Here is an 18,354-nt window from a genome sequence, read left to right on the forward strand (position 1 = left end):
GAGATGACCGCGGAGGTTCCGCACTTCCAGCTCGGGCTCAACTCCTTCGGCGAGCTGCCCACTGACGGCGGCCGCGTGCTCCACGACGCGGACACGGTGCGCCTGCTCGTCGAAGAGGCGCAGCTCGCGGAATCCGTCGGCCTCGACGTCTTCAGCGTGGGCGAGCACTACAAGGACGGGCAGGTCGACTCGGCTACGCCCGTGCTGCTCGCCGCGGCCGCGCAGGCGACCTCGACCATCCACCTGGGCACCTCCGTGACGGTGCTCTCCACACAGGACCCGGTTCGGCTCTACCAGGAGTTCGCGACCGTCGACGCCATCTCCCGCGGCCGCACCGAGCTCGTGCTCGGGCGCGCGTCGGCGACCGAGTCGTTCCCGCTGTTCGGCTACGACATCGCCGACTACGAGGAGCTGTTCGAAGAGAAGCTCGCCCTGTTCGTGCGGCTGATGCGGGAAGAGCGCGTCACCTGGCGAGGTCGCTATCGCGCGCCGCTGACGGATGCCCGGCTGCACCCGCGCATGCCCGAAGGCGGGATCCCCGCCTGGGTCGGCATCGGGGGCAGCCCGGAATCGGTCGTTCGTGCGGCCCGCTACGGACTGCCGCTCATGATGGCCGTCATCGGCGGCAGGCCCGAGCGCTTCGCCGGCCACGCCGAGCTGTACCTGCGCGCCCTCGCCCAGTTCGGGCAGCCCGAGCTGCCCATCGCGCAGCACTCCCTCGGGCTCGTCGCCGAGACCGACGACGAAGCACGCGAGCTGTACTGGCGCCATTGGGAGCCCGTCGTCGCCCAGCTGAGCGCGGAGCGCGGCTTCTACCCGCCGACGCCTGATCGCTACGCACTCGAGGTCGAGACCGGCGCCCTGTTCGTCGGCACGCCCGAGACGGTCGCACAGAAGATCGCCTTCGTCGCCCGCGCGAACCACCTCTCGCGCTTCGACCTCAAATACGATCTGCTGCACCTGCCGCGGCAGGCCCGGGAGCGGACGATCCGGCTGCTCGGTGAGCAGGTGGCGCCCCGCGTGCGCGAACTACTTGCCCAGGAGCCCGCCCATTGGGCGGCCACCGGCCGCACGCCCGCGCAGATCACCAAAGACGGCAGAGCGGTGCACGCGTGAGCGCAGAGAGCCGGGGGATCTCTGGGCGAAGCATCCGTACTCTCGGCATTCTCGGCGCGGGCAAGCTCGGCACGGTCCTCGCCCGCCTCGCCGTGGCCGCGGGCTACGACGTGCTCATCGCCGGTTCGGGCGACCCGGGGAGGATCGCGCTCACGATCGACGTCTTCGCCCCGGGTGCGCGCGCCGTCGCGGCCGCTGAGGCCGCGCGCGATGCGGATGCCGTGATCGTCGCCCTGCCGCTCGGCAAGTACCGTGCGCTTCCCGTCAGCGAGCTCGCCGGGAAACTCGTGATCGACGCCATGAACTACTGGTGGGAGGTCGACGGGGTGCGCGAGGAGTTCACCGACCCCGCACGCTCCACGAGCGAGCTGGTGCAGGCGTTCTTGCCGGACTCGAGGGTCGTGAAGGCGTTCAACCACGTCGGCTACCACGACCTCGAGGACGAGGCGCGGCCGTCCGGCTCCCCTGAGCGCACGGCCGTCGCGATCGCGGGCAACGACGAGACGGACGTGGCCGCGGTGATCGGCCTCGTCGATGACCTCGGCTTCGAGCCCGTCGTCATCGGGCCGCTGGCTGCAGGAATCCGGTTACAGCCCGGAGCACCCGCCTTCGGCGCCGACGTGTCCGCCGACGAGCTGCGCACCCTCACCGTCGCCTCAATCAGCCCAACCACCCCAACCAGCCAGCAAACAGAATTGAAGGAGTCATCAAGATGACCAAGATCGGCATCATCCTCGGCAGCACCCGCCCCGGACGCAACGGCGAGGCCGTCGCCGAATGGGTGCTCGCGAACGCCTCGAACCGCACGGATGCCGAGTTCGAACTCGTCGACCTGAAGGACTTCCCGCTGCCCCACCTCGACGAGGCGCTGCCGCCGTCGATGGGCCAGTACCAGGGCGAGCACACCAGGCAGTGGGCGGCGAAGGTCGCAGAGTACGACGGCTATGTCTTCGTGACCCCCGAGTACAACCACTCGACGTCGGGTGTGCTGAAGAACGCGCTGGACTACGTCTACGCCGAGTGGAACAACAAGGCCGCCGGCATCGTCAGCTACGGCTCGGTCGGCGGCGCACGGGCCGCCGAGCACCTGCGCCTCATCCTCGCGGAGCTGCAGGTCGCGACCGTGCGCCAGCAGGTGCCGCTCTCGCTCATCACCGAGTTCGAGAACTTCAGCGTGTTCAAGCCGGGCGACTACAACGTCGCCGCGCTGAACACCCTGCTCGACCAGCTCGTCGCCTGGACCAAGGCGTTCGAGCCGCTGCACGCCAACACGGCTGCGTAGCCCGCGGCCGCAGCGGCGGCCGCAGCAACACGGTGCCTCACCGCTGCTCCAGCGCGCGCAAGAGCTCGCGCAGCGCCCGCGCGACGCGCTCGCGCTGGGGCACGGGGAGGCCCGCGAGCAGCTCCCGCTCCGCCTCGACGTTTGCGGGGAACGCCTCGTCGACCAGTGCGCTGCCGGCATCCGTCAGGCCGATCAGCGCTCCACGGCGGTCGCGGGGATTCGCCACGCGGGTCACCAGCCCGCGCTCCTCCAGCGACTTCAGGCGCTTCGACGTTCCGGGCGCGGTGAACAGCAGTTCGGAGGTGATGGTCGACGGCGACAGCAGCTCATCTCGACGCCGCAGCAGCATCAGCAGTTCGAGCTCGGGCCGCGACAGACCGAACTCGGCGAGCCGGGCGTCGCCGGAGCGCTCGACCAGTCGCGCAGAGCGCAGCAGCCGGACCACGATCTCGATCGGCATCGTGTCGACCCCGGGTGCGATTCGGGCCCACGCCTCGCGCGCCTCGTCGGCAGCATCCGGCTCCACGCATCAAATCTAGTCAAGTTATTTCACCAATCAACTATTTACGCGTAAACTAAATGGCATGTCGAACACCGCGCCCAGCCTTGTGCCGCGCTGGCGCGACCTCATCGACGTGCGTCCCCACGACCGCGACCACTGGGCGGCTTTGCGCGTGGGCCTTGCGGCAGCCGGCCCGCTCGTTCTGCTGTGGGCGATCGGCCGCGAAGATCTCGCGAGCTATGCCGTGTTCGCGGCGTTCGCGAGCGTCTACGGCCGCAACCTCCCTCACCTCTCGCGCCTGCGCATCCAATCCATCGCGGGTCTGGCACAGCTCGCCTCGGTGGGGCTCGGCGGCCTCATCGCCCTCTCTCCACACCGCTACGCGATCGCCATTCCGGCAGCCGCGGCGTGGGCGTTCTGCTCCTCGCTTCTCGCCGACTCCGTGCGCTGGACGCCACCGGGCCCGCTCTTTCAGATCTTCGGGCTGACGTCAGTGGCCGCGGTGGCCGGCACCCCGCAGCACCTCGGCGAGGGGCTCGTCACGGCCGTCGCCTCGGTCGCCTGGGCGCTCGCGATCGGCTACGTCGGCCGGCTCCTCTGGCGCAGCAGGGAGGGGCGACTGCACAACCCGTACACCAAGCCGATCGTCGTGCCGCCGGCACCACGCGGCCGGCTCACGCGGGCCGCGAGCTTCGGCGCGGCCTGTCTGATCGCCGGGACGATCCCGGGGCTGATCGGCATCGGCCACCCGTACTGGGCGATGGTCTCGGTCATCGCCGTGCTCTCGGTGCCCGACGGCTATGGCCGGGTGCTTCGTGCCGTCCATCGCTTCGCGGGCACCATGCTCGGACTTGCGGTCGGCGCAGGCCTGCTCGCGTTCCAGCCCAGCGGGCTCACCGCGATCGTCCTGATGATCCTGCTGCAGGCGGGCGTCGAGCTGTTCGTGATCCGCAACTACTCGCTCGCACTCGTGCTCATGACGCCGCTCGTGCTGCTCATGGGCCGACTGTCGACGGACCTGCCGCTCGGCGCGCTCGTCTGGCAGCGCGGCGTCGAGACCGCGATCGGCGTCGCCGTCGCCCTCGCGGTCGCACTCGTCACGGTCGCATGGTCGGCCTCGAGGCGCCGCGTCGTCGGCGCGGCACGCTGAGCTAGCCGCGCGGCTCGCCGTTACTGCATCCGGACCGCGCTCGGCACGAGCCTGGCGAGCAGCGCCTCATCGCCGTCGAGGCCCACTCCCGCGGCGGATGCCTGATCGCGGCTGATGAGGCCGGTGATCAACCCCATCACGGGGCGTGCCGGCCCGTCCACGGTGAGGCCCGCGTCGGGCGCCGAGCCGATCTCGGTGACGACGTCACCACCGCCGAGCCGGATCGCCACATCACTCGTGCCCTCGGCCGACGTGGTCGAGACCTGGATCGTCGCCGGACCGGCGTCGGGCTCGGCGTCGCTCGTGAACCACTCCGCGGCGTAGCCGAGCCACTGGGGGCGGAACGCATCGCCCGGGTGCTCGGCGGTCATGCAGCCGAGCCCCCACGCCCCGAGCGCCCGCAGGACGGGCTCGAGCGCGCGACCGCGAGCGGTGAGGGAGTACAGCGCCGTGGCGATCGGCGGCGGCGCGTCGTCGCGGGAGACCACGCCGGCCTCTTCGAGCTCCTTGAGTCGCGTGGAGAGGAGGTTGGTCGCGATTCCGGGGAGCCCGTTCTTCAGATCGGTGAAGCGCAGCGGGCCCTGGGTGATCAGCTCGCGAATCACGAGCAGCGACCAGCGGTCGCCGACGACGTCGAGGGCCCGAGCGATGGAACAGAACTCACCGTAGCTGCGCATGAGACCAGCGTAATCCGTCGTGGGTTTAGTTTCAAAATCACTAAGTTGAAAAATTCAACTGGAATGACTTACAGTTCTTCTCATGACTCGCACCCGATCGAAACCTCTGATCCTCGTGGCGCTGCTCGCGGCGTCCTTCCTCATCAACCTGGACACGACGCTCGTCAACGTCGCGCTGCCCGCGCTCACCCGCGAGCTCGCCGCGACCACCTCCCAGCTGCAATGGGTGGTCGACGCCTACAACCTCGTGTTCGCCGCGTTCCTGCTGACCGCCGGCAGCTTCTCCGACCGCTTCGGACGCAAGGGGATGCTGGTGGTCGGCCTGGTCGTCTTCGGCGCGGCGAGCGTCATCGGCGGCTACGTGGGCACTGCCGACCACCTGATCGCGACGCGCGCCGTGATGGGCCTCGGCGCCGCGATGACCTTCCCCGCGACCCTCTCACTGCTCACCGGCGTCTTCACCGGCCGCAAGGAGCGTGCGCTCGCGATCGGCCTCTGGGGCGCCACCGCCGGCGTCGCCATCGCGCTCGGGCCGATCGTCGGCGGCGCTCTGCTCGCGCACTACTCCTGGTCGAGCATCTTCTTCGTGCTCGGCCCGGTCGCCGCCGCCGTCATCGTGCTCGTGCTGCTCTTCGTGCCGCGTGCCGCGCCCGACCGGGCGCATCGCCTCGACCCGCTCGGGCTCGTGCTGAGCGCCGGATTCATGGCCGCGCTCATCTACACCGTGATCGAGGCACCCGACCGAGGGTGGAATTCCGCGTTCACCCTCACCGGCTTCGCCGTGAGCCTTGTGCTTCTCGTGGCGTTCATCGTGGGCGAGCGCCGCACGAGCGCACCGATGCTCGACGTTCGCCTCTTCCGCAACATGCGCTTCAGCGCCGCGAGCGCTGCTGTCACGATCTCGTTCTTCACCCTGCTCGGCTTCATCTTCCTGATGACGCAGTTCTTCCAGTTCATCCGCGGCTACAGCGCACTCTCGGCCGGTGTGCACCTGCTTCCCGTCGCCACGGCCGTCGCCGTGGGGTCGACACTCGGCACGCGACTCGCGGTGCGCCTCGGCAACAAGCTCATCGTCACGACGGGGCTCGTGCTGATGGCCGTCTTCTACTTCTGGGTCGCACGTGACCTCGACGCGTCGCTTAGCTACGGCGTGATCGCCGTGCAGATGGTCGTCTACGGTCTGGGCATGGGTCTCACCTCAGCGCCGGCGACCGAGGCGATCATGGGCGCCATTCCGCGCGCCAAGGCCGGTGTCGGCTCCGCCGTCAACGACTCGACGCGCCTGCTCGGCGGCACGCTCGGCGTCGCGGTGATGGGCAGCGTCTACGCGTCGCTGTACGCCTCCAAGCTCACCGCGACCCTTCCCTCGGCGCTGCCCGCCTCGCTCGCGGCGATCGCCCATCAGTCGATCGGCGCCGCATTCGAGGTGAGCGCCCAGCTCGCTGCACAGGGTCACGGCGCACTGGGCGCGGCGGTGCATGCAGCATCCGTCATCGCGTTCCAGCACGGCCTCAGCGTCGCGTGCATCGTCGCCGGAGCGGTCGCCGTCGGTGGCGCTCTGCTCTCCGTTCTGTTCATCCCGGCCCACCCCGAGGCCGAGCCGGTCGCGCCTCGACTGGAGTCAGTCGCGTGGTCTGAGGCGAGTGATCGGTAGCGGCGGGGCGGGCAACGGCGCGCGCTGCGCGGGCGGGAAGTCGCCGAAGAGATGCGGCTTCCCGGCATCCTCGGGGGCGGCGGCCTCGAACCCGAGCTCTGCTTGATACCGACGCCGGTACTCGACGACCTCCTCGTGAGTACGGCCCACGAAGTTCCACCACATCAGGATCTTCTCCCCGAGCGGCACCCCGCCGAGCAGAATGACGCGGGCTCCCGCCGCCCCCGACTCGATGACGACGGTGTCCGCGCCGGTCGGCACGTAGCTGAGCGCGCGGTGAGGCACGCGCATCGAGTTGACGGTGATCTCGCCGGTCTCGGCCAGCGCCGCATGCTCGAAGTCGGCGCGTACATCGAGGGTGACTGCGGTGTTCGGAGCGACGACGAGCTCCGCTCCGAGCAGGTCCGGGGTGCGGGTGCGCACCGGCGACCGCGAGCCGAGCAGCTCGCCGATGAACACCCGGGCCGTGAGCCCGGGTGCGGCGACGGGCGGCGGGGCATAGTGCTCGAAGTGGTTCGCGCTGAAGCGCGTCTCCTCGGGCAGCGCGTACCAGAGCTGCACGCCGTGGAGCACACGGGTGTCGGGGCGGCTGATCTCGGAGTGCGTGATGCCGCGTCCGGCGATCATCAGGTTCAGTTCGCCCGGCACGACCGTGGCCGCATTGCCGCCTGAGTCGAGGTGGTCGATCTGGCCCGAGAACAGCCACGAGACGGTGGCGAGACCCGTGTGCGGATGCCTCGGGACCTCCATGCCACCGGTCAGGGCGACGTCGTCGGGTCCGTAGTGGTCGAGGAAGCACCAGGCGCCCACCAGCGAGCGCCGCCGTTGCGGCAGAGTGCGGTAGACGGTCATCGCCCTCGGGCCGCCGAGGGGCACCTCGCGCGGGTCGAGCACCTCGACGTCAGTGCACGGCAGCCCTGAATCCAAGACTGTGACGCGCGGGTTCGACTCCCTGTTGCTCACGGCTCACCTGCCTCGCGGAATGCTCGCTCTGTCGTGCCAACGCCCAGTATGCGCGACCCGGCGGGGGGCTGCGGCAGCAGGATCGCGAACTCGGTGTGGCCGCCGGCCGTCGAGACCGTGATTCGGCCGCCGAGGCGGCGAGTGAGGCGGGCGGCGATGGAGAGCCCGAGGCCGGTGCCGACGGGCCTGCTGTTGCGATAGCGATTCGCGAGCACGCCGCGCTCGAACGCGTCCTTCACATCCTCGGGGCGGAGGCCGGGCCCGTCGTCGGCGACGCTGATCCGAACCGCCGGGTCGGCCTCGAGGGCGCCGGAGGCAACGCCGATACGGATGCGTGAGCCCGCCGGCGCAGCGCGCAACGCGTTCTCAAGGAGCCCGTCGAGCAGCTGCCTGACACGCATCGGGTCGGACATGACCGTAAGCGGCAGCGCGCCGGTCGGGGCACCCGTCTCAAGACGAACGGCCGCGTGAGCCGCCGTCGGACCCCACGCCTGGAGCGCCTGCTCCACGACCACGGCGACGTCGAACTGCTGGATGGCGAGGGGAAAGTCGTCGGCCTGAAGGCGCGCGAGCTCGAGGAGGTCGCCGACGAACGCGTCGAGTCTCCCGGCTTCCCGGCCGAGTGTCGTGCCCGCGTCGCGGACGCCGTCCGCGGGCACCAGCCCGTCCGCAAGCGCGTCCGCATAGCCGCGGATGCCGGTCAGGGGGGTGCGGAGCTCGTGAGAGATGGACAGAAGGAACTCGCGCTGCCGGCTCTCGGACGTCCGAAGCGCCTCATCGAGCGCGGCCAGCGCGACATCGATCGCGGCGATGTCGACCAGCGGCGTCGGCGGTGGAGCGGAGGTACCGCGCTCTCCCGCGGCGAGGCGTCGTGCGACCCCCGCCGTTCGTTTCAGGGGCCGGGCGATGCGGTCGGCGACGAGAGCCCCGAGTGCGGCCGCGAGAGCCGCGCCGATCCCGGCTGCGAGGAGGAAGCGGTCGAACAACCGCGCGATCGCCGCATGTACGAGGGAGAAGTCCTGCGTCGCGATCACCGCGTCGCCCTGCGAGACGCGCACCCCCTCGAACAGATACGTCCGCCCCGACGACCGGAATCGTCCTGCCGCCGCTCCCGCGGACCGGACGGAGTCGACGGCCGACTGGGGAATGTCGGAATGCGTCGGAACGGTCGTGCCGTTCGCGCGCAGGAGAAGCAGGCGGATGCCTCGCGTCTGAGCGCGGTCGAGGTTCTGCACCAGGGTTGCGCGCTCCTTCGGCGGCGCTTTCGCGACGACGCGGGCGGTGGAGCGCAGCAGCGACTGCGATTGCTCGACCGTCGAGGTCCTCACGAGCTGATACGCGACGCCCAGCGTGACGCCGGCCCCGAGCAGTGCGACGACGATCGCGGCGACGACCAGCCGCGCGGTGAGCGAGCCGGAGACCCGCTTCATGCGGGATCGACCACATAGCCGATGCCGCGCACCGTGCGCAGCCGGAGCGCAGTTCCGAGTTTCGCCCGCAGCTGGGCGACATGGACATCGACCGTGCGTGTTCCGCGGTAATCCGCGACGCCCCATACGGCGGAGAGCAGCTGGGCGCGCCCGAACACCTGTCCCGGGCTCGCCATGAGATAGGCGAGCAGGTCGAACTCGGTCGCCGTCAGCGTCACGGGGCCATCCGACGTCTCCGCCGCGCGGCCGCGGACGTCCAGGCGCACGCTGCCGAGCCGGATGATGTTGGCTCGCTGTGCGACGAGACTGCGCCTGACCAGGCCTTTGACGCGGGCCGCCAGCTCGCGGGCGGAAAACGGCTTGGTCAGATAGTCGTCCCCGCCGAGCTCGATGCCCAGGACTCGATCGACCTCGCTGTCGCGCGCCGTGACGAACACGACCGGTGTCCAGTCCTCCGCAGCACGCAGCCTGCGGCACACCTCGATGCCGTCGATGCCGGGCAGCCCGACATCGATGACCGCCGCGACCGGCGACAGCGTGCGGATCGCCGTCAACCCGGCCTCCCCGTCGCGGCTCACGTGCACGCCGAAGCCTGCATCGGCGAGGTAGAGCCGCTCCACCTCGGCGATCGTGGCATCGTCCTCGATCACCACCACGAGCCCGCCGCTTCCGCTCACGCCACCAGTCAACAGCCTCGCGTCCACGGCGGGCGGCGTGGGCGCCCGTCACTCGGGCACGCCTTACACGATCCGAACATTTCCCGAACACGACGATGCATGCCGACACCGATCCTTCTCGTGCGCGATCGAAACGCGACCGCGCTGAAAGGGGATCTCCTCATGAAGACCGTCACGTCCCGACTGCTCATCAGCGCCGCCGGCATCAGCGTCGCCGCGGGGCTCGCCCTCGGCGGCGGTATCGCCGCGAATGCCATCACGCCCACTCCCACCTCGTCTTCTTCTTCGTCGTCGTCGTCGTCGTCGTCGAAGCCTGCGCCGACCGGCGTCCCGTTCCGTGCCGTGTCCGCGAAGGCCATTCGCGCGCAGTTCGGCACGGTCCCCTCCGCGTTGCAGAGCGATCTGAAGGCGCTGCACGGCAAAAAAGGGGCTGACCGGAAGGCCGCCGTGGCGTCGATCGAGAGCAAGGCGCTCGCCGGAAGTTACGGCACCGACGTCAAGACCGCCGCAAGCGACGCGAAGGCCGCGTGGAAGTCCGCACCGACATCGTTGAAGAGCGCGCTGAAGGCGGCGCAGAGCGCCTCCAAGACGGACCGGACGAGTGACTTCGCCACGATCGAGACCCAGGCTCTCGCCGGCCACTACGGGGCCGCTGTCCAGTCCTGGGCGAAGACGGTCCAGAGCAACATTCAGAAGCAGCAGGCGGCGACCGTCGGCACGACCTCGGGCTCCATCATCTGAGCACGCTCAGCGACGAGCAGAAGCCTCGGCATCGCAGGCGGCGCGAACCAGCAACGCGACGCGCGGTAGATTCTGTTGCGCACTAGTGCGTGATGCGTAGTAGCGTGTGAAGCACACGAGCTACGGAGGCCCGATGGATTCGACCCAGCTACTCAAGGGCGTGCTGGACATGGCGGTGCTCGCCGTCGTCCAAGACGAAGACGGCTACGGCTACGACGTCGTGAGGAGACTGCGCGATTCGGGCCTCGACGGCGTCGGCGACGCATCCGTCTACGGCACGCTGCGCCGGCTCTACGCGGCCGGCGCGCTGTCCAGCTACGTCGTGCCGTCCGACGACGGCCCGCACCGCAAGTACTACGCGATCAACAAAGAGGGCCATGCGCTGCTGGCCCGGCAGAGGAGCACCTGGTCGCAGTTCGCGGCGACGGTCTCCGCACTCGTCGGCGCGGCCCCGGCCGCGTCGGGCCGCCCCCGCGCGATTGGAGCGAAGTGATGATCACCGCCGACGGCACTCGCGAGTCCGTCCACGCCTTCGCGCAGGCCGTGCGCGACGCCCTTGCCGACCTGCCCGCCGACGAGGTCGACGAGCTCACCGACGGACTCGAAGCGGACCTCACCGAGCGTGCCGATGAGGTCGGCGGTACGGATGCCTTCGGCGACCCCACCCTCTACGCCGACGAGCTACGCGCCTCAGCCGGCCTGCCGCCCCGGTCGGAGACACCGCGGCGCTCGATCGCCCGCGAACTGCGCGCAGCGATCGTCGCGAGCAGCGCGGCACTGGCGAATCGTCTGCGCGCCAATCCGCTCGCGTCGTGGCTGCTCGACATCGCCGTCGCCCTTCGCCCGCTGTGGTGGGCCGCCCGCGGCTGGGCGGTGTGGCAGCTCGTGACTCTCGTGGTCTGGCACACGAGCTACGGGCTCATCCCGGTCTATGAATCCGTCTCGGCGAACGCCGGGCAGTGGCTGATCCTCCTGGCTCTCGTGATCGTGAGTGTGCAGTGGGGCCGTGGGCGCTGGCTGCCTCGCAGGTGGGCCCCAGCGCTCACCGTCCTGGCCAACGTAGGAACGGTCCTCGTGATCCTGCCGGTCGCAGCGTTCGCCGTGAACGACTCGCACGCCTCATACGTCTACGCCTCGAGCGCCGAGAGCCAGCCGGCCGCCACGGGCCTCTACAGCTCCGGGCAGCAGGTGTTCAACATCTACGCGTACGGCGCCGACGGCCAGCCGCTCGACAATGTGCGCCTCTACGACCAGGACGGGCACCCGCTCTACACGGTGCCCGACCCGAGCAGCGCCTCGGCGTTCACGGTGTCCGACAACGGCAACGCCTACGACACGACTCGCAGCCCGCTCGCCGACGGCCTGCTCGGCTGGGCCGTGTACCCCCTGGCCAACTCGGGCGGTTCCACGCCGCCCGCGCCCTACGCGCACGTTCAGCCGTTGTCAGGCTCGGCGAGCGCCACACCGACACCCACACCCACACCCAGAGCCACGCCCACACCGACACCCACGCCGAGCGGGGCTCACGGATAGGTGACGAAGGCCCCCACCTTCATCAGCGAGTGCTGCGTCGAGGTGCAGGCATCCCACTTCTGTGCGATGAAGAGCGAGCTCGTGCTGCCCGGCGGGTACACGCGGACCCCGTCGGCGGTCTTCTGGTTGCACTCGGACGGCGCGTAGACCGCCGCATCGGAGTAGTCGATCGGCGCCTGCACCTTGGCACCCGGCGCGATCGTCACGGTCGGGTGGGGCGTCGTGCGATCGAAGGTGGCGGCGGCACCCAGCTGGGTGCCGTTGCCGTCGCCGACGAGCGAGACCCCCGGCCAGCCCTGCAGAGTGCAGGCGGTGCTGCCGGTGTTGGTGAGGATGATCGCGACCTGCTGCTGATTCATGCCGTCGCCGCTGCCGGCAGGCGCGCCGTTGCGCTCGCCGATGGCGCCGGTGAGGTGCGCCGTGGTGCAGCGGTTGCCGGCGGCGACCGGCGCGGATGAGCCCGTCGGCGTCGGCCTTGGCGTGGCGGTGACCGTCGCCGTCGCAGTCGGGGTGGCGGTCGCAGTGGTGGTGACCGTCGGCGCCGGCGTCGTGGTGTCCGCCGCCTTCGGCGACCCGCCGCCTGAGGTGCAGCCTGCGAAGAGAACCACACCGAGCAGCGCGGCTCCGATCGCGCCGAGCCGCTTCATCGTTCGAGTTGCCTTCGCTCCGTCGTCCATACCTTTGGGGGTACCCGGTTCTGCGAGTAACAGCAATCGGCCACGCCGCCCGGGGCGATGGAATGAACGGATGCCTCTTCGAGTTCACTCGGATGAAACCCGATGCCCAGCTAATCCGGAGATATGGGTTCCGGTTAGGGCGTACGCTAAGCGGAGTCCTTCTCTCCGAATCCAGCTCTAGCCTCGGGAGCCCCTATGTCCGACACATTGACCGCGCCGCAGATCAGCGCGGACCCGCACGCCGAGCACCATCACGCGCGACGCTGGATCATCCTCGTCGTGCTGGCACTCGCCCAGCTGATGGTCATCCTCGACTCGACCGTCGTGAACATCGCCCTGCCCACAGCGCAGAAGGCGCTCGCGTTCAGCGACAACGACCGCCAGTGGATCATCACCGGCTACACCCTCGCGTTCGGCAGCCTGCTGCTCTTCGCCGGCCGCCTCGCCGACCTCTTCGGCCGCAAGTGGGCCCTCATCATCGGCCTGATCGGCTTCGCCGGCGCCTCCGCCTTCGGCGGCGCGGCCACCAGCTTCACCGAGCTCGTCTCGGCCCGCGTCGTTCAGGGCGCCTTCGGCGCCGTCCTCGCGCCGGCCGTGCTCGCGATCCTCACCACCACGTTCCGCGACGGCCGTGAGCGCGCTCGCGCCTTCGGCATCTTCGGTGCCATCGGTGGCGGCGGCGCCGCGCTCGGCCTCCTGCTCGGCGGCGTCCTGACCCAGTACTTCTCGTGGCGCGCCACGATGTACGTGAACGTCTTCTTCGCCATCCCTGCCCTCATCGGCGCCTTCGTCCTGCTGCGCCACAGCGCGAGCGAGCAGCGCCCGCGGCTCGACCTTCCCGGCGCGATCACGATCACGGCGGGCCTGTTCGCGATCGTCTACGGCTTCTCGCTCGCCGACACCGACGGATGGACCGCGGGCAAGACCCTCGGCTTCCTGATCGCGGGCGGCGTGCTGCTGATCGCGTTCCTGCTCATCGAGGCCCGCTCGAAGCACGCGCTTCTGCCCTTGCGCATCCTCGGCGACCGCAACCGCGGCGGCGGCCTGATCGCCATGTTCCTCGCGACCACCGGCATGTTCGGCGTCTTCCTGTTCATGACCTACTACCTGCAGTCGAACCTCGGCTACAGCGCGGTCAAGACCGGCGTCGCCTTCCTGCCGCTGCCCGGCGCGATCATCATCATGGCGGCCGTCGTGATGCCGCGCCTGCAGCGCCGCGTCAGCCCGAAGATCCTCATCCCGTCCGGTATGATGCTCGGCGCCATCGCTCTCGCACTGCTGACGCGCATCGGCGTCGTCGGCCACTACGCGAGCGACATCCTGCCGAGCCTCATCCTCCTCGGCCTCGGCATGGGCACCCTGTTCGCGATCGCGATGAGCATCTCGACGCTGCGGGTGCGCGCTGAAGACGCCGGCGTCGCGTCGGCGACGGTCAACACGATGCAGCAGGTCGGCGGATCGATCGGCACGGCCCTGCTCAACACGATCGCGACCTCCGCCATCACGGCCTACATCGCGGCGCACGTGGCGAGCGCTGCCAGCAAGCCGGCGCAGCTGCAGCTCCAGGCGACCGCTGCCGTTCACGGCTACACCGTCGCGTTCTGGCTCGCAGCAGCGATCTTCGCGGGCGGCGCCGTCGTCACCGCGATCGTCCTTCGCCGCGGCGTGCCTGAGGAGTTCGTCCACTCCAGTGGCGAGCCTGCGATGATTGGGGCATAGGTCCAGCGATGACGCGGCCGGAAAGGAGACAGGTGTGACCAGCACCTCAGAGTCGACTTCCCGGCCGCTTCGTCGTGATGCGGCCCGCAACCGCCGAGCACTGCTCGACGCGGGCCGCGAGGTCTTCGCCGCGCGCGGGCTCGAGGCCACGCTCGACGAGGTGGCGCGTGCCGCCGGCGTGGGCGTCGGCACCGCCTACCGCCATTTCGCCAACAAGCAGGAGCTGGCCGCCGCGATCTTCAGCGACGACTTCGAGCAGCTGGTCGAGTCGGCGAACGGCGCCCTCGACATCGACGACCCGTGGGAAGCCCTCGTCACCTTCATCGAAGGAACGGTGGCACGGCACGCCAAAGACCGCGGGCTGTACGAGATCATGATGGACACCGGCCCCGCTATCGAGAAGCCGGTACACGTGCACGGCAGGGTCGAGACGATGCGCGATGCGCTGCTCGGCCCGATCACCGCCCTCGTGGAGCACGCGAAGAAGGCCGGCTGCCTGCGATCGGATGCCTCACCCACCGACGTCGCGGCCATCCTGCTCATCATGGGCGCCGCGTACTCGCCCAGCGAGGCGGTCGGCCGCCCCGTGTGGCGCCGTTACCTGTGGCTGCTGCTCGACGGACTCCGCTCGACCTCGTGCCCGAAACTCCCCGTCGGAGCACTCGAGGTCGAGGAGCTCGATGCGGCGTTCGCCGCTGCCGAGAAGCACAAGAAGCACTGACGCTGCCGGCCGGGCAGCCGCCGCGACCCGCCTAGCGGTCGGGCCACATCCATTCCATCTCGTCCTCGACGGCCGCGCGCAGCTCAGCGCCGGCGAGTTCCTCGATGATCGCGAGCGCCAGGTCGGTGCCGGCCGACACGCCCGCAGAGGTGCGGATCCGATCGGATGCCCGCACGAAGCGCGGCCCACGACGCACCGTCGTCGTCGGGGAGATCGCAGCGAGCTCGTCGAACGCGCCGTGGTGGGTGGTCGCCTCGAGCCCGTCGAGCAGCCCCGCGGCGCCTGCGACGAGCGCACCGGTGCACACGGTGAGCAGGAGCGAGGCATCCGCCGCGTGCCCGCGCAACCACCCGAGCACCCGCTCATCCTGCGCGAGAGCCCGCGTTCCGCGGCCGCCCGGGAAGATCAGGATGTCGGCGGCGGGCGCATTGTCGATGGTGAAGTCGGGCACGACACGAAATCCGCCGCGCCCGGCCGGCTCGGCCGTCACACCGACCGATGCGACTCGGAACCGGCCGCCGCTGCGCTCGCCGGCGACGTTGAACACCTCGTACGGTCCGGCGTAGTCGAGCACTTCCATGCCGTCGAAAGCGACGATCTGCACGTCACTCACGTCGGGGTGCGTCATGCGGGCTGCTCGTCGAAGTCGGTGCTGAGCGTCACGTGCGCCCACGCGTCGAACTCGGCCTGCTGGCTCGCGAGCTCGTCACGGGTGCGCGCGTAGGCGTCGCTGCCGAGGAGCAGTCGGAACGGCGGGTTCGGCTCGGCGACGATGTCGATGACCGCCTGCGAGAACTTCGTCGGGTCGCCGGGCTGGCGCCCGTCTTCGTCGAGGTTCTCCTTGCGGCGGGTGCCCGCCGTCGCGGCGTAGTCGGCGATGGGCTCGACCGATTGCCCGAGCGAGCGGCCCGCGAAATCGGTCCGGAATCCGCCCGGCTCCACGACGACCACGTGGATGCCGAGCGGTTCGAGCTCGAGCCGCAGCGACCCGGACAGCCCTTCGACCGCATACTTCGACGCGGCGTAATACCCGGACCCGAGCGGCGCGGCGCGGCCGGCGATCGACGAGAGATTGACGATCGTGCCCGAACGCCGGGCGCGCATGCCGGGCAGCACCTGCTTGGTCACGTCGACGAGCCCGAAGAAGTTCGTCTCGAAGAGCTCGCGGATCGCCTCTTCCTCACCCTCCTCGACCGCCGCGCGATAGCCGTGCCCGGCGTTGTTCACGAGCACGTCGATGCCTCCGAAGCGCTCCTCCGCGGCGGCGACCGCCGCGACGACCTGCTCGTGATCACCGACGTCGAGCGGGAGCGCGAGCGCGGTCGACGGATGCCGCGCCGCCAGCTCGTCGAGCGCGGTGACGTTGCGTGCGGTGATCACCGCCTGGTCGCCACGATCGAGGACAGCGGATGCGAGCGCACGCCCGAACCCGGTTGAGCAGCCAGTGATGAACCACGTCGTCATGATTACGATCCTGCACCCACGGCTTCAGTCGAACCACCCCATGAGCGCATCCGAGAGCCCCGCGGCGCCGCCGACGCACGCCCGACGCGGCGCGGGGTTCGTGCTCGTCGTGGTCGCCGGAGTGCTCTGGGGCACGAGCGGACTGGCCGGCACGATCGCGGCCACGCACAGCCACCTCTCGTGGGGCGCGATCTCGTCGCTTCGCGTGCTCGGCGGGGGTGCGGTGATGCTTGCCGTCACCGGGGTGACGGGTGAGCTGCGCAGGATCCCGCGCAGCCGCGAGGCGTTCCGCCACATCGCGCTCACCGCGGTGCTTGCGGCCGTCTATCAGGGCACGTACTTCGAGTCGGTCGCACTCGTCGGCGTCGCCGTGGCGACGGTGATCTCGCTCGGCGCGGCGCCGGTCGCGGTGGCGGTCGCGGCCGCCGTGCGGCGCCGGCGAGTACCGAGCGCGGGCGTCATCGCGGCGCTCGTCGCCGCCGTCGTGGGTCTCGTGCTGGTGTCGGATGACTCGGGCTCCGCACCTGACGGCGCGTCGACGGCTCTCGGCATCGGCCTCGCCCTGATCGCCGGCCTGTCCTTCGCGGGCACCACCATCGTCAACCGCCGCGCGGTGCCCGGCCTCGGCTCCTCTGCACTGATCGCGACCTCGTTCACCGCAGCGGGCCTGCTGCTCGCCGTGTGGGGAGCGTTCGCGGGCTTCGACCTCGCCAGCGCCGACGGTGTCGCCTGGGCCTGGATCGCCTTCCTCGCGCTCGTGCCCACCGTTCTCTCGTATCTCGCGTTCTTCGTCGGCCTGCGTCGTGGCGTCCCGCCGACGACCGCGGCGATCCTCTCGCTCATCGAGCCCGTGACCGCGACCGTGCTCGCCGTGGCCGTGCTGCACGAACGGCTCACGCTCGCGGCATCCGTCGGCATCGCTCTGCTGCTGCTCTCGGTCCTGCTCGTGCGCCCGCGCCGCGCGGGCGAGGGCGCGCTCGCCCAGCCCGACACAGACGAAGACCCGGACACAGACACAGACACAGACACAGACACGGACACGGACCGCGACGCTGGCACTGGCACTGGCACTGGCACTGGCACTGACACTGACACTGACACTGACACTGACACTGACATCCCCCGCGGCTGACGAGCGCGAACCTCTGGCGCCGCTCGACGCGCTCATTCGGCGATCGTGATCGGCGTGCCGAGCGGAAGCTTGTCCACCGCGGCGAGCGCTGCCGGGCTCAGCCGGAGGCAGCCGCGCGAGACGGCACCGCTCGCCTTCGGCCACCAGTGCAGAGCCACCAGACCGCCGCACCGCCCGCCGGCCGGGTCGTCGTCGGTCGTGGTGTGCAGGCTGGTGAGCTGGATCGGCGTGGTCCCGGTGCCGGCGGCGGAGTCCACGAAGCGCGCCTCGAGGTAGCCGGTGACTCCGGTGGGGGTGGGAGTGTCGGCGGCACCGATGGCGACGGGGAACCGCTGGTCGGGTGCGCCCTGGCGCTCGATCACGAGGCTGCGCGAGCCGAGGTCGACCCGGATGCGCGCCCCCGCCGGCCCCAGACCGGTGATGTATCTCGTGGGCATCCAGCCGGCGCTCTGCGCAGCGGCCGTGCCGTCGGCCGAGGTCGACGGTAGCGCCTGTCGCGCGGGCGTGAGCACCAGGGCCCAGTCGCTCGTCCGCGCGATCGCGACGATGGGGTTCGGGTCGCCGAATGGCCCCGCGACCTGCATGCGCGCGACCGGCTTCGTTCCGGCCGCGTCGAAGAGCGGAGCCGCGGCGGACAGCGCGCCGAGCTGCACCGCCTCGACCGCGGTCGACGCGACCGGCACCAGGCCGGCGATCACCTGGTCGTACGCCGCCTCCGGCAGGGCGGCGACCTGCGCCGCCGACAGCGGGGCCGCGGCCGCCCGCGGCGCGGCAGGCAGTGCGGGCAGGGCGCGAGCCGCCCCTGCCGGAGCGGGTCCAGGACGCGCGACGAAGGCCCAGCCGCAGGCCGCCGCGCCCATCACGACCACCACCGCAGCCGCGACGATCCACGTTCGCCGCAGCCCCCGTTTCACCG

General features: G+C 70.4%; 20 protein-coding genes. 11 read left to right on the forward strand and 9 right to left on the reverse strand.

Translation table 11 applies throughout. The features are described from left to right. The first annotated feature begins 3 nt into the window (after positions 1–3). From ACFOYW_RS10610 to ACFOYW_RS10620, 3 genes are read left to right on the forward strand one after another with little or no spacing between them, the layout of a single operon-like run. Positions 4–1,116, forward strand: coding sequence for an LLM class flavin-dependent oxidoreductase (locus ACFOYW_RS10610; RefSeq protein ID WP_390228903.1), 1,113 nt, complete (start codon positions 4–6; stop codon positions 1,114–1,116). Then, positions 1,113–1,832: an NADPH-dependent F420 reductase gene (locus ACFOYW_RS10615; protein WP_390228904.1), complete on the forward strand. Its 720-nt coding sequence runs from the start codon at positions 1,113–1,115 to the stop codon at positions 1,830–1,832. Before ACFOYW_RS10610 ends, ACFOYW_RS10615 begins: the two co-directional genes overlap by 4 nt. Further along, entirely contained in the window at positions 1,829–2,398 is a 570-nt protein-coding gene (locus ACFOYW_RS10620; RefSeq protein WP_390228905.1) for an NADPH-dependent FMN reductase, read from the forward strand. The genes ACFOYW_RS10615 and ACFOYW_RS10620 overlap by 4 nt, the downstream gene beginning before the upstream one ends. A gap of 37 nt (positions 2,399–2,435) precedes the next feature. Here ACFOYW_RS10620 and ACFOYW_RS10625 read toward each other — a convergent pair whose 3' ends face one another. Beyond that, positions 2,436–2,924: a MarR family winged helix-turn-helix transcriptional regulator gene (locus ACFOYW_RS10625; protein ID WP_390228906.1), complete on the reverse strand. Its 489-nt coding sequence runs from the start codon at positions 2,922–2,924 to the stop codon at positions 2,436–2,438. 58 nt (positions 2,925–2,982) lie between these two features. Between ACFOYW_RS10625 and ACFOYW_RS10630 the strand changes: the two genes are divergently transcribed. Continuing rightward, positions 2,983–4,050 (forward strand): FUSC family protein, encoded by a 1,068-nt coding sequence (locus ACFOYW_RS10630; RefSeq protein ID WP_390228907.1) that lies wholly within the window; start codon positions 2,983–2,985, stop codon positions 4,048–4,050. A 20-nt stretch (positions 4,051–4,070) separates the two neighbouring features. On the opposite strand, the gene ACFOYW_RS10635 is transcribed toward ACFOYW_RS10630, so the two are convergent. Further along, positions 4,071–4,727, reverse strand: coding sequence for a winged helix-turn-helix transcriptional regulator (locus ACFOYW_RS10635; RefSeq protein WP_390228908.1), 657 nt, complete (start codon positions 4,725–4,727; stop codon positions 4,071–4,073). A gap of 82 nt (positions 4,728–4,809) precedes the next feature. Here ACFOYW_RS10635 and ACFOYW_RS10640 point away from each other — a divergent pair, with 82 nt between their 5' ends. Further along, positions 4,810–6,381, forward strand: coding sequence for a DHA2 family efflux MFS transporter permease subunit (locus tag ACFOYW_RS10640; RefSeq protein ID WP_390228909.1), 1,572 nt, complete (start codon positions 4,810–4,812; stop codon positions 6,379–6,381). Here ACFOYW_RS10640 and ACFOYW_RS10645 read toward each other — a convergent pair. From ACFOYW_RS10645 to ACFOYW_RS10655, 3 genes are read right to left on the reverse strand one after another with little or no spacing between them, the layout of a single operon-like run. Then, complete coding sequence (locus ACFOYW_RS10645) at positions 6,349–7,344, reverse strand: pirin family protein (protein WP_390228910.1); 996 nt, start codon at positions 7,342–7,344, stop codon at positions 6,349–6,351. The two genes, ACFOYW_RS10640 and ACFOYW_RS10645, sit on opposite strands and share 33 nt — an antisense overlap. Continuing rightward, positions 7,341–8,774 (reverse strand): sensor histidine kinase, encoded by a 1,434-nt coding sequence (locus tag ACFOYW_RS10650; protein ID WP_390228911.1) that lies wholly within the window; start codon positions 8,772–8,774, stop codon positions 7,341–7,343. The genes ACFOYW_RS10645 and ACFOYW_RS10650 overlap by 4 nt, the downstream gene beginning before the upstream one ends. Beyond that, positions 8,771–9,451 carry a response regulator transcription factor gene (locus ACFOYW_RS10655; protein ID WP_390228912.1) on the reverse strand — a complete coding sequence of 227 codons (681 nt, stop codon included), beginning with the start codon at positions 9,449–9,451 and terminating at the stop codon, positions 8,771–8,773. The genes ACFOYW_RS10650 and ACFOYW_RS10655 overlap by 4 nt, the downstream gene beginning before the upstream one ends. A 162-nt stretch (positions 9,452–9,613) precedes the next feature. Here ACFOYW_RS10655 and ACFOYW_RS10660 point away from each other — a divergent pair, with 162 nt between their 5' ends. From ACFOYW_RS10660 to ACFOYW_RS10670, 3 genes are all read left to right on the forward strand, one after another. Continuing rightward, positions 9,614–10,192 carry a hypothetical protein gene (locus tag ACFOYW_RS10660; protein WP_390228913.1) on the forward strand — a complete coding sequence of 193 codons (579 nt, stop codon included), beginning with the start codon at positions 9,614–9,616 and terminating at the stop codon, positions 10,190–10,192. Between the two features lie 133 nt (positions 10,193–10,325). Further along, positions 10,326–10,685: a PadR family transcriptional regulator gene (locus tag ACFOYW_RS10665; RefSeq protein ID WP_390228914.1), complete on the forward strand. Its 360-nt coding sequence runs from the start codon at positions 10,326–10,328 to the stop codon at positions 10,683–10,685. Further along, positions 10,685–11,725 (forward strand): hypothetical protein, encoded by a 1,041-nt coding sequence (locus ACFOYW_RS10670; RefSeq protein ID WP_390228915.1) that lies wholly within the window; start codon positions 10,685–10,687, stop codon positions 11,723–11,725. The genes ACFOYW_RS10665 and ACFOYW_RS10670 overlap by 1 nt, the downstream gene beginning before the upstream one ends. On the opposite strand, the gene ACFOYW_RS10675 is transcribed toward ACFOYW_RS10670, so the two are convergent. Then, positions 11,716–12,372, reverse strand: coding sequence for a DUF4232 domain-containing protein (locus ACFOYW_RS10675; RefSeq protein ID WP_390228916.1), 657 nt, complete (start codon positions 12,370–12,372; stop codon positions 11,716–11,718). The genes ACFOYW_RS10670 and ACFOYW_RS10675 overlap by 10 nt on opposite strands. Before the next feature lie 225 nt (positions 12,373–12,597). On the opposite strand from ACFOYW_RS10675, the gene ACFOYW_RS10680 reads away from it, so the two are divergent. Together ACFOYW_RS10680 and ACFOYW_RS10685 are read left to right on the forward strand one after the other, a co-directional pair. After that, a complete protein-coding gene (locus ACFOYW_RS10680; protein WP_390228917.1) occupies positions 12,598–14,121 on the forward strand; it encodes an MFS transporter in 1,524 nt (507 codons plus the stop codon). Positions 14,122–14,155: 34 nt separating this feature from the next. Next, a complete protein-coding gene (locus tag ACFOYW_RS10685) occupies positions 14,156–14,842 on the forward strand; it encodes a TetR/AcrR family transcriptional regulator (protein ID WP_390228918.1) in 687 nt (228 codons plus the stop codon). A gap of 31 nt (positions 14,843–14,873) precedes the next feature. Here ACFOYW_RS10685 and ACFOYW_RS10690 read toward each other — a convergent pair whose 3' ends face one another. Continuing rightward, positions 14,874–15,470: a DJ-1/PfpI family protein gene (locus ACFOYW_RS10690; protein WP_390228919.1), complete on the reverse strand. Its 597-nt coding sequence runs from the start codon at positions 15,468–15,470 to the stop codon at positions 14,874–14,876. Then, the gene (locus tag ACFOYW_RS10695; protein WP_390228920.1) at positions 15,467–16,306 is read right to left on the reverse strand and encodes an oxidoreductase; all 840 of its coding nucleotides are present in this window, start codon (positions 16,304–16,306) and stop codon (positions 15,467–15,469) included. The genes ACFOYW_RS10690 and ACFOYW_RS10695 overlap by 4 nt, the downstream gene beginning before the upstream one ends. Positions 16,307–16,346: 40 nt before the next feature. Between ACFOYW_RS10695 and ACFOYW_RS10700 the strand changes: the two genes are divergently transcribed. Continuing rightward, positions 16,347–17,438: a DMT family transporter gene (locus ACFOYW_RS10700; RefSeq protein ID WP_390228921.1), complete on the forward strand. Its 1,092-nt coding sequence runs from the start codon at positions 16,347–16,349 to the stop codon at positions 17,436–17,438. A gap of 32 nt (positions 17,439–17,470) precedes the next feature. Here the strand turns inward: ACFOYW_RS10700 and ACFOYW_RS10705 are convergent, their stop codons facing one another. Then, positions 17,471–18,352 carry a L,D-transpeptidase gene (locus ACFOYW_RS10705; protein WP_390228922.1) on the reverse strand — a complete coding sequence of 294 codons (882 nt, stop codon included), beginning with the start codon at positions 18,350–18,352 and terminating at the stop codon, positions 17,471–17,473. Positions 18,353–18,354 lie beyond the last annotated feature (2 nt).

Origin of the sequence: Gryllotalpicola reticulitermitis (genome assembly GCF_042651345.1) — a bacterium.
Taxonomy (GTDB): Bacteria; Actinomycetota; Actinomycetes; order Actinomycetales; family Microbacteriaceae; genus Gryllotalpicola; species Gryllotalpicola reticulitermitis.